The sequence below is a fragment of the Melaminivora sp. genome, from assembly GCF_032059615.1.
Taxonomy (GTDB): domain Bacteria; phylum Pseudomonadota; class Gammaproteobacteria; order Burkholderiales; family Burkholderiaceae_C; genus Melaminivora.
Map to the genome: position 1 here is coordinate 1 of NZ_DAMCAM010000069.1, position 14,319 is coordinate 14,319.

Below are 14,319 nucleotides of genomic sequence, written 5' to 3' on the forward strand. Positions count from 1 at the left end.
TCACCAGCGCCGGCACCGGCTGCATGGCGGCGCTGGACGCGCAGCGCTTCCTGGAACAGAGCGAGTAACCCGCTAGCCTGCTCCGCCCGGGGCCGGGCGCAGACCTATACTCGCGCCTGTTTCGGGTGCCGGCCCGCGCTGATGTCCACTTCAGCCAGCGCCGGTGAAACGGGAAGCCGGTGCCGCCTTGCCAGAGCAGGGCCATTCCGGCGCAGCCCCCGCTGCTGTGAGCCTGACGACGCCACATCCAGCCACTGCGCCCCCACGGGTGCGGGAAGGCGTGGCCGAGGACGAAGGCAAGCCAGAAGACCGGCCCGGAGCATTCAAGGCATGGGCTTCGGGGACGGGGCCGGGCCTGCGCCGTCCGGTGGGCGCTGCCTCGCGCAGTGCCTGGCCGCGCCGCCTGCAGCACCCGCTTTTTCCGGTCCATCCCCTCCCGCCCGTGCCCTCGCAATCCTGGCGAAACGGACTGGACCATGCACATCGAACCCGGCGTCGTTGACGGCGCAAAAATCTTCCTCAGCTATGCCAGCGCCGCCGCGCTGCTGGCCACCACGGCGTTTGCCGGCGCACGCGCGCTGCGCGAGCAGGGCGCGGCCACCCTGGCCGGGCGCAGCCTGCTGGCGGCGCTGCTGGTGTTTTGCTCGTTCGAGGTGCTGCCGCACCACCCAGTGGGCGTGTCCGAGGTGCACCTGATCCTGGGCAGCACGCTGCTGCTGCTGTTCGGCCCCGCGGCCGCCGCCATCGGCCTGGCAGCCGGGCTGCTGGTGCAGGGCCTGTTCTTTGCCCCGCCCGATCTGCCCCAGTACGGCATGAACGTGACCACGCTGCTGGCGCCGCTGTTTGCCACGGCGGCGCTGGCGCGGCGCATCATCGCCCCGCACACGCGCTATGTGGACCTGAGCTACGCACAGACCTTCAAGCTGTCGCTGGCGTACCAGGGCGGCATCGTCGCCTGGGTGGCCTTCTGGGCGCTGTACGGCCACGGCGTGGGCGCAGGCAACCTGCAGCAGATCGCATCCTTTGGCGGCGCCTATCTGCTGGTCATCCTGGTCGAGCCGCTGGTGGACCTGGCCGTGCTGGCCGCCGCCAAGGCGGCCCGCCGCCTGCACGGCTCGGCGCTGCTGGAGCGCCGCCTGTTTGCCGCTGGAGCATGAACGTGATGAACCAAGACATCCGCCCGGCCCTGGGCAAGATTCCCGCCACCGTCGTCACCGGCTTTCTGGGCAGCGGCAAGACCACGCTCCTGCGCCATGTGCTGGGCAATGCCGAAGGCCGGCGCATCGCCGTCATCGTCAACGAGTTCGGTGAACTGGGTATCGACGGCGACATCCTGAAGGCCTGCGGCATCGGCTGCGAGGACGAGGGCGGCGAGCAGGCCGGCCAGCTGTACGAGCTGGCCAACGGCTGCATGTGCTGCACGGTGCAGGAAGAGTTCTTCCCGGTGATGCAGCAGCTGGCCGCGCGCCGGCACGAGATCGACGCCGTGCTGATCGAAACCAGCGGCCTGGCACTGCCCAAGCCCCTGGTGCAAGCCTTCCAGTGGCCCGAGATCGCCGGCACCTTTACCGTGGATGCCGTGGTCACCGTGGTGGACACGCCGGCCGCTGCTGCCGGCCAGTTCGCCGCCCACCCCGAGGCCGTGGACGCCCAGCGCCGCGCGGACCCCAATCTGGACCACGAATCGCCCCTGCACGAGCTGTTCGAGGACCAGCTCGGCGCGGCCGACCTGGTGGTGCTCAACAAGTGCGACCTGGTTCAGGAGGCCGCCCTGGCCCAGGTCGAGGCCCTGGTGCGCGCCGAGCTGCCGTCCGAGGTCAAGGTGGTGCACGCCACCGAGGGCCGCCTGCCGCTGGATGTCCTGCTGGGCCTGCAGCGCGCTGCCGAGACCACCATCGACGAGCGCGCCAGCCACCACGACCATGACGAAGACCACGACCATGACGAGTTCCAGTCCTTTGACGTGGCGCTGCCCCAGGTCGAACGCGAGGCGCTGATCGCCACGCTGCAGCAGCTGGTGACCGAGCAGTCCATCCTGCGCATCAAGGGTTTCGCCGCCCTGCCGGGCAAGCCCATGCGCCTGCTGGTGCAGGGCGTGGGCGCGCGCTTTTCGCACCACTTCGACCGGCCCTGGCGCGCGGGCGAGGAGCGGCAAACGCGCCTGGTCTTCATCGGCCAGGGCCTGGACGAAGCCGCCGTGCGCGCCGCGCTGGCGCCGCTGGGGGCATAAAACGCCCCTTTTCCATAGCTGCCTGCGCTTGTCCACCAACGCTCTCCGCTCCCTCGCCCCCTTGGGGGAGAGGGCTGGGGTGAGGGGGTTTGCCAGCGCAGCGCCCCCATCTGACACCCTCACCCCAACCCTCTCCCGCGTGCGGGAGAAGGAGTAACACCCTCGCCCCATGCACCTGCTGAGCACCCGCCCCGGCGGCTTCGTCGAGGACGACAGCGCCGTCATCTGCCTGGACCAGACGCCCGCCGACATCGTCGTGCTCAGCAGCGCCGACACCACGCTGGCCCTGCTGGCCGCCGCGCGCGCGCAGCTGGCGCAGACCGACCCCGGCTTTCCCAGCCTGCGCCTGGCCAATTTGCTGCACCTGCGCGGCAATGCCTCGCTCGATCGCTACGCCGACGAGGTGTTGCGGCACGCGCGTGTGGTCATCGTCGATCACCTGGGGTCGGAGTCCACCTGGCCCTACGGCATCCAGCAACTCGCCGCCCTGGCGCGCCAGCACCGGCAGGCGCTGACGCTGTTCTCGGGCGACCTGACCGAAGACCCGGCCCTGCTGGCGCGCGGCACCCTGCCCGCGGGCACCGGCCGGCTGCTGTGGCGCTACCTGCGTGCGGGCGGCGCGGCCAACGCCCTGCACTTCCTGCGCGCTGTCGCCTGGCATGGCCTGGCTTATGGCAGCGAGCCACCACCGCCGCGCCCGCTGCCGCAGGTCGCCTTGCATGTGCCAGCAGCCTGGGCACAGACCGCAACGCCTCACCTCGCCACCCACGACCCGGCCCTGCCAGCCGACGACCCACTGGCCATGCTGCAACGCGCCTGGCACCCGGGCGCGCCGGTCGTGGCTCTGGTCTTTTATCGCTCGCACCTGCTGGCCGGCAACACCGCCGCCTTTGACGATCTGGCGCTGGCGCTGCACGCACGCGGCCTGAACGCCCTGCCGCTGGCGCTGGACTCGCTCAAGGACGCCCTGTGCCTGGCCACGCTGCGCGCGCTGTGCGAGCAGCACGCGGTGCAGCTGGTGCTCAACACCACGGCCTTTGCCGCCCTGGGCCACGACGGCGGCGCGCAGCCGCAGGACGCGCTGGCCGGCGACGCGCCGGTGCTGCAGGTCATCGTCAGCGGCACCGACCGCGGCGGCTGGCTGCAAGACAGCCAGGGCCTGCGCCCGCGCGACATCGCCATGCAGATCGTGCTGCCCGAGATGGACGGACGCATCGTCAGCCGCGCCATCAGCTTCAAAGCGGGCACCGAGCGCTGCCCGCACACCCAGGTCGATCTGGTGCGCTACCAAAGCGAGCCTGACCGGGTGGATTTCGTCGCCGAACTGGCGCAGCGCTGGTGCCGCCTGCGCCAGCTGGCGCCCCGGGACAAGCGGCTGGCGCTGATCCTGGCCAACTACCCCGGCAGCGAAGGCCGCATCGGCAGCGGCGTGGGGCTGGATACCCCCGCCTCGGTCATGCAGCTGCTGCACCTGCTGCAGCGCGAGGGCCACGACCTGGGCACTGAGGCCCTGCCCGAGAACGGCGACGCGCTGATGCGCCGCCTGACCACAGGCATCGCCAACGACCCGCAGCTGTGGCCGCTGCGCCCCGCCCTGCAAAGCTATCCGCTGGCCGACTACCGCGCCCGCCTGGCGGCCCTGCCACCGGGCATGGAAGCCGCCATCACCGCCCGCTGGGGCGCGCCCGAAGCCGACCCCGCCCTGCGCCAGGGCCGCTTCATGATTGCCGGCCTGCGCCTGGGCCGGATCTTTGTCGGCATCCAGCCTGCGCGCACCCTGGAGGTGCAGGACTGGGCCAACTACCACGACGCCGAGCTGCCGCCACCGCACCACTACCTGGCGTTCTACTTCTGGCTGCGCGACGTGTTCGGGGTGGACGCGCTGGCGCACGTGGGCAAGCACGGCAACCTGGAATGGCTGCCGGGCAAGAGCCTGGCGCTGTCGGCCAGCTGCTGGCCCGACGCCATCCTGGGTCCCCTGCCGCACCTGTACCCCTTCATCGTCAACGACCCCGGCGAGGGCGCGCAGGCCAAGCGGCGCACCCAGGCCGTCATCATCGACCACCTGATGCCGCCGCTCACGCGCGCGGAGAATCACGGGCCGATGCAGGAGCTGGAGCGCTTGGTCGACGAGTTCTACGATGCCCTGCTGGTCGATGCGCGCCGCGCCGACCTGCTGCGCCAACAGATTCTGGCCCTGGTGCGCCAGCAGCAACTCGCCGGCGAGCTGGGTCTGGAAGGGGCGCTGGCGCAGGGCGAGGACGACAGCGTGCTCGAGCGCATCGACGCCTACCTGTGCGAATTGAAGGAAACGCAGATCCGCGACGGCCTGCACATCTTTGGCGCCAGCCCCACCGGGGCGCAGCGCCACGACACCCTGCTGGCCCTGGCGCGCTACGCCAGCGCCGATGGCGCACCCGGCCTGATCGCCGCACTGGCCGCCGACCTGTTGGGGGACGGCACGGACCCCTTTGCCCCCGGCAGCGCCGAACCCTTCACGGCAGAGCGCCCGGCGCTGCTGCAGCAAGTCAGCGACGCGCCCTGGCGCCACTGGGGCGACACGCGCGAGCGGCTGGAACTGCTGGCCGCGCGGCTGCTGCAAGAACGGCTGGATCAGGCGGGCGCCAGCGTGACCGGGCCCGAGGACCGGACCACACCGACCGGCCAGAGCGGCGCCACCGCCCCCCTGGCGGGGGGTGGCGGTGCGCCCGCCCGCGCCCTCGAGGGCGGCCCCGGCCCTTCTGACAATTTTGATAGCAAGCTCTCATTACCCAGCAAGGGTTTGGGACCGATTTCGCTTGAAAACACCGACGCTGCGCTGGATCGCGTGCTGCAGGTGCTGGCCCCACGCCTGGACGCTTGCGGCGGCGAGGAGCTGCGCCAGTTCAGCCAGGCGCTGCGCGGGCGCTTCGTGCCGCCGGGGCCCAGCGGCTCGCCCTCGCGCGGGCGGCCCGACGTGCTGCCCACGGGGCGCAATTTCTACACCGTGGACACCCGCGCCATCCCCACGCAGACCGCCTGGGCGCTGGGCGAGCGCGCCGCCCGCGCTCTGATCGAGCGCCACCTGCAAGAGCACGGCGACTACCCGCGCAGCATCGGCCTGTCCGTCTGGGGCACGGCCACCATGCGCACCGGCGGCGACGACATCGCGCAGGCGCTGGCGCTCATCGGCGTGCGCCCGCGCTGGGCGCCGGGCAGCCAGCGTGTGGTGGACTTCGAGGTCATCCCGTGCGTGGGCCTGCACCGGCCGCGCGTGGACGTGACGCTGCGCATCTCCGGCCTGTTTCGCGACGCCTTCCCGGCCACCGTGCAGCTGTTCGATGCCGCCGTGCAGGCCGTGGCGGCGCTGGACGGCGAGGACGAGCACGACAACCCCATCCGCGCGCGCATCCTGGCCGACAGCGCGCAACTGGCCGCGCAGGGCTTGGCGCCAGACGAGGCACGCCGGCGCGCCGGCTGGCGCGTGTTTGGCAGCCGCCCGGGGCACTACGGCAGCGGGCTGGAATTGCTGCTGCGCTCGGGCCAGTGGGACAGCGACGCCGACCTGGGCCGCGCCTGGCTCGCCGCCAGCAGCCACGCCTATGGCCAGAGCGACGAGGGCAGCGCCGCCGGCGACGCGCTGGCGCTGCGGGTGGCCGGGCTGGACGCCGTGCTGCACAACCAGGATAGCCGCGAGCACGACATCCTCGACTCGGGCGACTACCACCTGTTCCAGGGCGGCATGGCGGTCAGCGTGCGGCATCTGTCGGGGCGCCAGCCGGCGCTCTACCACGGCGACCACGGCAACCCGGCGCAGCCGCGCGTGCGCAGCCTGCAGGAGGAAATCGGCCGCGTGGTGCGCGCGCGCATGACCAACCCCAAGTGGCTGGCCGGCGTGCGCCGCCATGGCTACAAGGGCGCGTTCGAGATGGCGGCCAGCGTGGACTATTTGTTCGGCTTCGACGCCACGGCGCGCGTGGTGGGCGACCACCACTATGCGATGGTCACCGAGGCCTATGTCTTCGACGAGGTGAACCGCGAGTTTCTGGCCCAGCACAACCTGCAGGCGCTGGCCGACATCCTGTCGCGCCTGCGCGAGGCAATTGCGCGGGGGTTGTGGCAGGAGCCGGGGGACTGCGCCGCGCGGCTCGACGATCTGGCGCTGGCGCACGATGAGCAGCTGGAGTGACCCTCGCCCCGCCCTGCCCCTCTCCCTCCCCCGCTGGGGGAGGGCCGGGGTGGGGGCCAGCGACGGTGGCCGCATGACGCTGCACGCCAGAACCAGCCGGCCCCCATCCCCACCTTCCCCCAGAGGGGGAAGGAGCAAGAGTTGCGCACCGCCTCGGGTCTTGCTCCCTCCCCCACTGGGGGAGGGCTGGGGTGGGGGCCAGCGACAGTGGCCTCATGACGCCGTGCGCCAGAGCCAGCCGGCCCCCATCCCCGCCTTCCCCCAGAGGGGGAAGGAGCAATACCGCTGCCTTGGCTCCCTCTCCCGCGTGCGGGAGAGGGCAAGGGTGAGGGTGCCAGCCCTGGGCGCCGTGCCTGAACTACCACCCCCTCACCCCCACCCTCTCCCCCAAGGGGGGCGAGGGAGAAAAACCGGATACCGCCCACCCTCTGTCATGAAGCCTGACCACTCCTCCCCACCTCCACCTCCACCTCCACCTCCCTTTCCCCTTCCCCCACCCTTCCCCTTCGCCGCCATCACCGGCCAGCCGCGCCTGACCCTGGCCCTGCTGCTCGCCGCCATCGACCCCGCCATCGGCGGCGTGCTGATCGAAGGCCCGCGCGGCACGGCCAAGTCCACGGCGGCGCGGGCGCTGGCGCAGCTGCTGGCGCCGGCGCCCTTCGTCACCGTGCCGCTGGGTGCGGCGCTGGAGAGCGTCACCGGCACGCTGGACCTGCAAAGCGCCCTGGCCGGCCATGAAGTGCGCTTCGCCCCCGGGCTGCTGGCGCGCGCCCACGGCGGCGTGCTCTACGTGGACGAAGTCAACCTGCTGCCCGACGCCCTGGTCGATGTGCTGCTGGACGCCGCCGCCAGCGGCCTGAATCTGGTCGAGCGCGACGGCATCTCGCACCAGCACGCGGCGCGCTTCGTTCTGGTGGGCACCATGAACCCCGAGGAAGGCGCGCTGCGCCCGCAGCTGCTCGACCGCCTGGGCCTGGCCGTGCGGCTGGACAACGTGCAGGATGCCGCCACGCGCCAGGCCATCGTGCGTGCGCGCCTGGCTTTTGATGCCGATCCGGCCGGCTTTGCCGCCCGCCATGCAGACGCCCAGCAGCAGCTGACACGGCAACTGGAGCGCGCCCGCGCCCGGGCCGCCGACGCAGCCGCCCTGCCCTGGAGCGACACCGTACACGCCGCCGTCAGCGAGCTGTGCATCACCGCCCAGGTGGACGGCCTGCGCGCCGACCTGGTGCTGCTGCGCGCCGCGCGGGCCTTTGCCGCCTGGCAGGACGCTGCCGAAGTGCTGCCCGTGCACGTGCACGAGGTGGCCGAGCTGGTGCTGGGCCACCGCCGCCAGGCCGGCGCGCCGGTGGCGCCGCCCTCGGCAGCGCAGGCACCGGGCGCCGACCCGGACACACCGCCGCCCGAAGCGCCGCCGCTGGACGCAACGCCAACAGCACCCGGCCCTGCCCCGGCCGCGCCTCCCGCCTTCCGCCCGGCGGGGCCCCCGGGCGCGCAGACCGCGGGCACGCCCCCCGCGCACGAGGGTGCCGCAGACCCAACCCCCCCTGGCGGCGCCGGCCGATCCGGCCCGCCCGCAGCCCCCGGGGGCCAGTCCGGAGCCGACTGGGGCGCGCTGCCGCCCGAGCCCGTCGGCATCGCCCCGGTCAAGCCCTTGCGCCCGCTGCAGGGGGTCGGCACAAAAAAACCCTGAGCCCCTCGCCCGCCCACCCCGGCCGCCACCGGGGCCGCGAGGGGCCCGCCACCCCGGGCGCCACCCTGGCCGCACACGCGGCCGCCCCGGGCCCGGCACGCACCGGGCCCCATCCCATCGACTGGCCGCGCACCCTGGTCGCGCGCGGCGGGCAGGCGCGGCTGGTGCCCGGCCACCTGCGCCGGCGCCCGGTGCCGCCGCATGCGCCGGCGCTGCACTGCTTCGTGCTCGATTGTTCGGGCTCCATGCTGTGCGCCGGCCAGCTGGCGCGCGCCAAGGGTGTGCTGGCCGAGCTGCTGGCGCAGGCCTATCGCTGGCGCGATCCGGTGGCGCTGCTGGGCTTCGGCGGCGCCGGCAGCACGCTGGTGCTGGCGCCGGGCCGCGCGCTGCAGGACGCGGGCCGCACGCTGGCCCCGCTGGGCGGCGGCGGCGGCACGCCGCTCACCCAGGCGCTGGCGGACGCCGACGCCCTGCTGCGCCGCCACCGCCAGGGCCAGCGCTGGCTGTGGCTGCTGACCGACGGACGCACGCGCGAGCGCCCGGCCCGGCCCCGGCACGCCGACTGGCTGTGCGTGATCGACTTCGACACGGCCCGCCCGCCCCTGGGCCGGGCCCCCGCCCTGGCCGCCGCCTGGGACGCACGGCACCTGCGCGCCGCGGACGTCTGGGCCTGAAGCGCCAGGGGCACGGGGCACGCGCAAGGCTGGCCTCCTGCCGCCGAAAACCGCCCCGGCGCCCTGCCGCAGAAAAAGCGGCCTGTGCCCCCGACTCCGGCAGAAGACCGCAAGCAGCGCACGCCGTTTCAGGCATCAAACCATGCGCAATCCCTTATCCAGCCTGGGCTTGAAGCTATCAAATTCGCCGGTTCATGGCGGTGGCGGCAGGCCCTGCAGACACTGCACCACCGCCGCCGCCGCCTCGTCGATACGCGGCCCGGCGCGCAGCACCACGTCGAACTGCTGCGCCGTCAGGGTGCAGTAGCGCTGCTCGCGCACTGCGCGCAGGGCGTGCCAGCCGGGGCGCTGTGGCGGCGGCACGGTGGCGCCCACGGCGGTGGTGATGAGCACGTCCGGGTCGGCACGCAGGGCGTATTCCGGGCCCAGGCGCGGAAATGCCCCAAGCCGGCCCGGCACCACATTGGCCAGGCCCAGCCGCGCCAGGGTCTCGCCGATGAAGGATTCCTCGCTGGCCGCCACCTTGCCGCCGTGCAGCTCCAGGTACACGCGCCGCCCGCGCCAGCCCGGGGGCACGCGCCGGCGCTGGTTCTGCACACGCACGTCCAGGCCGCGCCACAGGCGCTCGCCCGCGCCAGGGCGGCCGAGCGCCTGGGCGATGGTCTCCAGGTTGTGGCGGATGTCCTCGTGGCTGCGCGCCTCCAGCGCCAGCACGCGCAGGCCCAGCGCCTGCAGGCGCTCGAAGGCCCGGCTGCGCGCGCCCAGCAGCACCAGGTCGGGGCGCAGGGCGACGATGGCCTCGACATTGGCGTCCGCCATGCCGCCCACGCGCGGCAGCGGCTGCACGCTGGCCGGCCAGTCCGAGTGGCGGTCGATGGCCACCAGCCGCTCGCAGGCGCCCAGGGCGCAGACCGCCTCGGTCAACGAGGGCTGCAGGGCGACGATGCGCTGCGGGGCAACGGCAGGGGCCGGGGTCTGCGCCTGAGCCAGGCCGGCGGCCAGCAGCAGCCCGGCGGCAAGGCGGGAAGAGGGGGACATGCGTGAAAAGGAAGGTGGGAAGGGGGCCGGCAGCGCGGCACCGGGGGCTTTTGCCATCCGGACTATAATCGCGGGCTTTTCCCTTTGCGCCCAGGCCGCCCCACGGCAGCCGGGCCACGGCGGAAGAGCCGGGTTACCGCCACCCGTTCCCCTTGGCGAGGTGAGGCCTGCCGGGCCTGATGAGTGAATGACCCATCAGCTGCACCGCAGGCCGTGATAACGATCGGAGTGTCCTCATGGCACGCGTATGTGAAGTCACGGGCAAGAAGCCCATGGTGGGAAACAACGTCTCCCACGCCAACAACAAGACCAAGCGCCGTTTCCTGCCCAACCTGCAGTACCGCCGCTTCTGGGTGGAGAGCGAAAACCGCTGGGTGCGCCTGCGCGTGTCCGGTGCCGCGCTGCGCCTGATCGACAAGAACGGCATCGAGTCCGTGCTCGCAGACATGCGCGCACGCGGCCAGGCCTGATCACTGACTGAAGGAGCACCACCATGGCTACCAAAGGCGGACGCGAAAAGATCAAGCTGGTGTCCTCGGCTGCAACCGGGCACTTCTACACCACCACCAAGAACAAGAAGACGATGCCTGAGAAGATGTCGATCATCAAGTTCGACCCCAAGGCGCGCAAGCACGTGGAGTACAAGGAAGCGAAGCTGAAGTAATTTGGCTGGCCTTCCAGGAAATAAAAAACCGCCCGGTTTGCACCGGGCGGTTTTTTTATTTCACCATGACTCCAGCACCGAACTTCGCTGGACTACGCCAAAGCCCGATACAGCAGGTTTATCAATAACTTAGGCGCGTTCATCATATGCCGGTGCTTTCTAAAACCCGACCCGGCTTGTGACCTCATGGCTCCCATGTGGCCCCTGCAAACCGGGTCCTTCGAGGAGTCATCGTGGCAAAAATAAAACTCACCAAATCCGCTGTCGATGTGGCGCAACCCCAGGCGCAGGCCGTCGAACTCCGAGACACCCTGGTGCCCGGCTTCCTGTGCAAGATTACACCAGCGGGCCGCAAGGTGTTCATGCTCCAGTACCGGACCAATTCCGGCGAACGCCGTAAGCCCGCCTTGGGGCTGTACGGGGAACTGACCGTCGAGCAGGCCCGCTCACTGGCACAGGAATGGCTGGCCGAAGTTCGCCGGGGTGGCGATCCTGGCGCCGCCAAGGCTGCGGCCCGTACCGCCCCCACGGTCAAGGAACTGTGCGAGAAGTTCATGGAGGACCACTCCAAGCAGCGCAACAAGCCCAGTACGCAGGCCGGCTACCAAAAGTGTATCAATAACAACATCATCCCGCTGCTGGGCCGTATGAAGGTGCAGGAGGTGAAGCGCCCGGACGTGGCCGAAGCGATGAAGAAGATGGCGCACAAGCCAGCGGATGCGAACCGCACGTTCAGCGTGATGCGCAAGATGTTCAACCTGGCCGAGGTGTGGGGCTACCGGCCCGACGGCACCAACCCGTGCCGCCACGTCCCGATGTACCCCAACGGCAAGGCCACCCACCTCATCAGCGATGAAGAAATGGGCAAGCTGTTCCGGTACCTCGACTATCTGGAAACCGATGGTCTGGGGTTGGATCACGCCATCTTGCCGCTAGCGATCCGGCTGCAATTTGAGTTCGCGGGCCGCCGTTCCGAGATCGTCACGCTGCAATGGGATTGGGTGGATTTGGCGAACCGGCGCGTGGTCTGGCCTGACAGCAAGACCGGGGGTATGTCCAAGCCCTTGAGCGAGGAAGCCCATCGACTGCTCTCCACCGCGCCTCGCCAGGAAGGTTGCCCGCACGTGTTCAGCTCCCCGAACCATCCGGGGCAACACATGACCACCGGTGAGTATTACGGAGGCTGGACCCGCATCCTCAAGCGCGCAGGCGTGAGCCACGTGGGCACACACGGCATCCGACACCGCTCAGCGACCGACATCGCCAACTCCGGGATTCCGGTGAAGGTGGGTATGGCGCTGACGGCGCACAAGACCGTGGCGATGTTCATGCGCTACGTCCACACCGAGGACAAGCCGGTGCGCGAGGCGGCCGAACTGGTAGCGAACCGGCGCAAGGCGATTACCGGAGTGCAGCGGCACGCGGAGGCGACAGCATGAGCAAGAAGTCGCTTTCGGCGCCGGACGAAGCCCCTGCCGCTTTGCCGGCCGGCTACGCCGGCATCCACGGCGGCATCGTGGAACTGCTCGATGCCGCGCGCCAAGCGGCGGCGCGCAGCGTCAATGCGCTGATGACGGCGAGCTATTGGGAGGTTGGCCACCGCATCGTCGAAGCCGAGCAGCAGGGCAAACGGCGTGCGGGCTACGGCGAACAGTTGATTGAACGACTCTCCAGTGACCTGACCGCACGGTTCGGGCGGGGGTTTGGCGTCAATAACCTGGAGAACATGCGGCGGTTCTTCCTCGCATACCCTGTTTCCCAGATTTCCCAGACAGTGTCTGGGAAATTGAGCCTCGCTGAGCTGGCACAGGTGTTCACACTGCCGTGGTCGGCGTATGTGCGGCTGCTGTCGGTCAAAGACGAGCATGCCCGTCGGTTCTACGCAACCGAGGCGCTGCGTGGTGGCTGGAGTGTGCGCCAGCTTGACCGGCAGATCGGCAGCCAGTTCTACGAGCGCACCGCCTTGTCGAAAGACAAGGCGGCGATGCTGGCCAAGGGCGCAGCGCCGATGCCGGAGGATGCCGTCAGACCCGACGATGCGATCAAAGACCCGTATGTGCTGGAGTTCCTGAACCTCAAGGACGAGTATTCCGAATCTGATCTTGAAGCCGCCCTGATCCAGCGGCTGGAGGATTTTCTGCTGGAGCTGGGCGAAGGGTTCACCTTCATTGGGCGGCAGCGCCGCTTGCGCATCGACCAGACTTGGTATCGGGTGGATTTGCTGTTGTTCCATCGTCGGTTGCGCTGTCTGGTCATCATTGACTTGAAGCTCGGCAGCCTGAACCATGCCGACGTGGGCCAGATGCACATGTACTGCAACTACGCCAAGGAGCATTGGGCGTACCCCGATGAGAACCCGCCCGTGGGCCTGATCCTGTGTGCCGACAAGGGCCATGCCCTGGCACGGTATGCCTTGGAAGGCTTGCCGACGAAGGTGATGGCAGCCAACTACCGCACCGTGCTGCCGGATGCCGAACTGTTGCAGAAAGAGCTGGAAACCACGCGGCGCCTGTTGGAGTCGCGCACCGTGAAGCAGCCCAAAACACTTCCGCAATAACCGGGCATCCCGGCGTTCCGCCGTCGGGTTCACGGGCTGCGCCCCGCGCCTCTTACCGCTGCGACGCATCCGGGGCCGCGTCCGGCCCCGTCTTGTGGACAGCAACGTCGTAGCCGACTTGAACAGGGACAATCTCTCCTTTGACAACTTCGCGCCCGGTCAAGTCAAGCACTTGAACCCTGCATGACCCGTACTGCGCCGGGTCTGGCGAAACCGGTGACGGAAAAGGAAGAATTGAAATTGACTGACCGTTCAAGGCTAGATCATGCTGCTCCGAAGGTAACTGCACTTGAAATACTTCGTTCCCATACCCGAGCACCAAGAACATATAAGGATAGTTCGTGACATGTGGCTTTCGCCGCAGAATGAATACTGCGATCAAGTCGTTCGGCATTGGCCCTGGGTGAAATGAACGAATGACCGGGCACTGGTCGGCAAATCGACGGCTGTGATCGGTTGACTTCACCCAGTTCATCAAGTGCGGGAAGTTTTCGATTTCTTCGTCGGGGAGCAATGTCAAGCCGATCTTCATGAATGCCTTGAGCACTGCGACCGGCGTATAGGAATCGCGTTTGAGCTGAAAGGTGATCCTTCGGTTCGCTTCGTCTATCTGGTAAAGCGGATCATCCTCATATGAGCTGATATTGAATCCCGCAACACCATACTCGATTCGCCAGCCTTTCCCATCACCCCCTTTCTTCAAGGTCGGAACGCCACTCTTTCCGCGAATGCGGGCGAAGGTACGCGTAGGCTTTGACCAGTTGCCTAGATCGTTTTCGATGCCGCACCCGAACCCCTCATTGCAATCATCGCACTCGTAGGCGCTCTCGATGCTCTTGTTGCCGAGTGCTTCGGGTATCGCGTGGGCGACCTTGCGAAAGGTCACTTCGGGCGGTTTCCTACCGCAAAAACGACAGACGCGATTCTGCTTGTCGCCGAGAACAATCTTATTGCCGGGACGCAAGAACCATTGCTGCAGTATGTCGTAGTGCGTTTCGTAGAAGTTGATATTGACTTCGAGTGAGGTCATGGGTTTTCTATTCTGAAAATTGCGTTTCATCTATTTATCAAGCTTTGAGGGCACTGCGTCCCGGCGTGCCGCCGTCGGGTTCGCGGGCTGCGCCCCGTGCCTCGTGCCGAGTCGCGGCCATTCGGCTTTGACCCCTGACGCCTCCGGCCCTTGAGGACCTGCGCGCTGCGCTTGCCTCAAAAGCCGAGTGTGTGCAGTGGGCGGGGTGTAGGCGGTCTTGCTGTTCCCTTCACCGTATCACGGCGTTCTCGCCGTCAAGGGCGGC

At 69.2% G+C, this 14,319-nt stretch carries 11 protein-coding genes and 1 riboswitch; of the genes, 9 read left to right on the forward strand and 2 right to left on the reverse strand.

Going from position 1 to position 14,319, the window contains the following annotated elements; translation table 11 throughout:
- The first annotated feature begins 106 nt into the window (after positions 1-106).
- Positions 107-333: riboswitch (cobalamin riboswitch) on the forward strand.
- A gap of 143 nt (positions 334-476) precedes the next feature.
- The 5 genes from RT051_RS12765 to RT051_RS12785 all read left to right on the forward strand — a co-directional run bounded on the left by RT051_RS12765 (position 477) and on the right by RT051_RS12785 (position 8,765).
- Positions 477-1,157, forward strand: coding sequence for an energy-coupling factor ABC transporter permease (locus RT051_RS12765; protein ID WP_313077275.1), 681 nt, complete (start codon positions 477-479; stop codon positions 1,155-1,157).
- 5 nt (positions 1,158-1,162) lie between these two features.
- Positions 1,163-2,230 carry a cobalamin biosynthesis protein CobW gene (gene cobW, locus RT051_RS12770; RefSeq protein WP_313077276.1) on the forward strand — a complete coding sequence of 356 codons (1,068 nt, stop codon included), beginning with the start codon at positions 1,163-1,165 and terminating at the stop codon, positions 2,228-2,230.
- 169 nt (positions 2,231-2,399) lie between these two features.
- Positions 2,400-6,398, forward strand: coding sequence for a cobaltochelatase subunit CobN (cobN, locus tag RT051_RS12775; RefSeq protein ID WP_313077278.1), 3,999 nt, complete (start codon positions 2,400-2,402; stop codon positions 6,396-6,398).
- 433 nt (positions 6,399-6,831) lie between these two features.
- Positions 6,832-8,091, forward strand: coding sequence for an ATP-binding protein (locus RT051_RS12780; RefSeq protein ID WP_313077279.1), 1,260 nt, complete (start codon positions 6,832-6,834; stop codon positions 8,089-8,091).
- Between the two features lie 164 nt (positions 8,092-8,255).
- On the forward strand, positions 8,256-8,765 hold the full coding sequence (locus tag RT051_RS12785) for a VWA domain-containing protein (RefSeq protein WP_313077280.1): 510 nt from the start codon (positions 8,256-8,258) through the stop codon (positions 8,763-8,765).
- Positions 8,766-8,957: 192 nt separating this feature from the next.
- Here RT051_RS12785 and RT051_RS12790 read toward each other — a convergent pair whose 3' ends face one another.
- A complete protein-coding gene (locus tag RT051_RS12790; RefSeq protein ID WP_313077281.1) occupies positions 8,958-9,803 on the reverse strand; it encodes a helical backbone metal receptor in 846 nt (281 codons plus the stop codon).
- A 236-nt stretch (positions 9,804-10,039) separates the two neighbouring features.
- On the opposite strand from RT051_RS12790, the gene rpmB reads away from it, so the two are divergent.
- The 4 genes from rpmB to RT051_RS12810 all read left to right on the forward strand — a co-directional run bounded on the left by rpmB (position 10,040) and on the right by RT051_RS12810 (position 13,024).
- Positions 10,040-10,273 carry a 50S ribosomal protein L28 gene (gene rpmB / locus RT051_RS12795; protein WP_313077282.1) on the forward strand — a complete coding sequence of 78 codons (234 nt, stop codon included), beginning with the start codon at positions 10,040-10,042 and terminating at the stop codon, positions 10,271-10,273.
- 23 nt (positions 10,274-10,296) lie between these two features.
- A complete protein-coding gene (gene rpmG / locus RT051_RS12800) occupies positions 10,297-10,467 on the forward strand; it encodes a 50S ribosomal protein L33 (RefSeq protein WP_091570471.1) in 171 nt (56 codons plus the stop codon).
- Positions 10,468-10,700: 233 nt separating this feature from the next.
- Complete coding sequence (locus RT051_RS12805) at positions 10,701-11,906, forward strand: tyrosine-type recombinase/integrase (RefSeq protein WP_106683307.1); 1,206 nt, start codon at positions 10,701-10,703, stop codon at positions 11,904-11,906.
- On the forward strand, positions 11,903-13,024 hold the full coding sequence (locus RT051_RS12810) for a YhcG family protein (protein ID WP_106683306.1): 1,122 nt from the start codon (positions 11,903-11,905) through the stop codon (positions 13,022-13,024). Before RT051_RS12805 ends, RT051_RS12810 begins: the two co-directional genes overlap by 4 nt.
- A 52-nt stretch (positions 13,025-13,076) precedes the next feature.
- Here RT051_RS12810 and RT051_RS12815 read toward each other — a convergent pair whose 3' ends face one another.
- Entirely contained in the window at positions 13,077-14,054 is a 978-nt protein-coding gene (locus tag RT051_RS12815; RefSeq protein ID WP_313077283.1) for an HNH endonuclease, read from the reverse strand.
- Between the last annotated feature and the right edge of the window lie 265 nt (positions 14,055-14,319).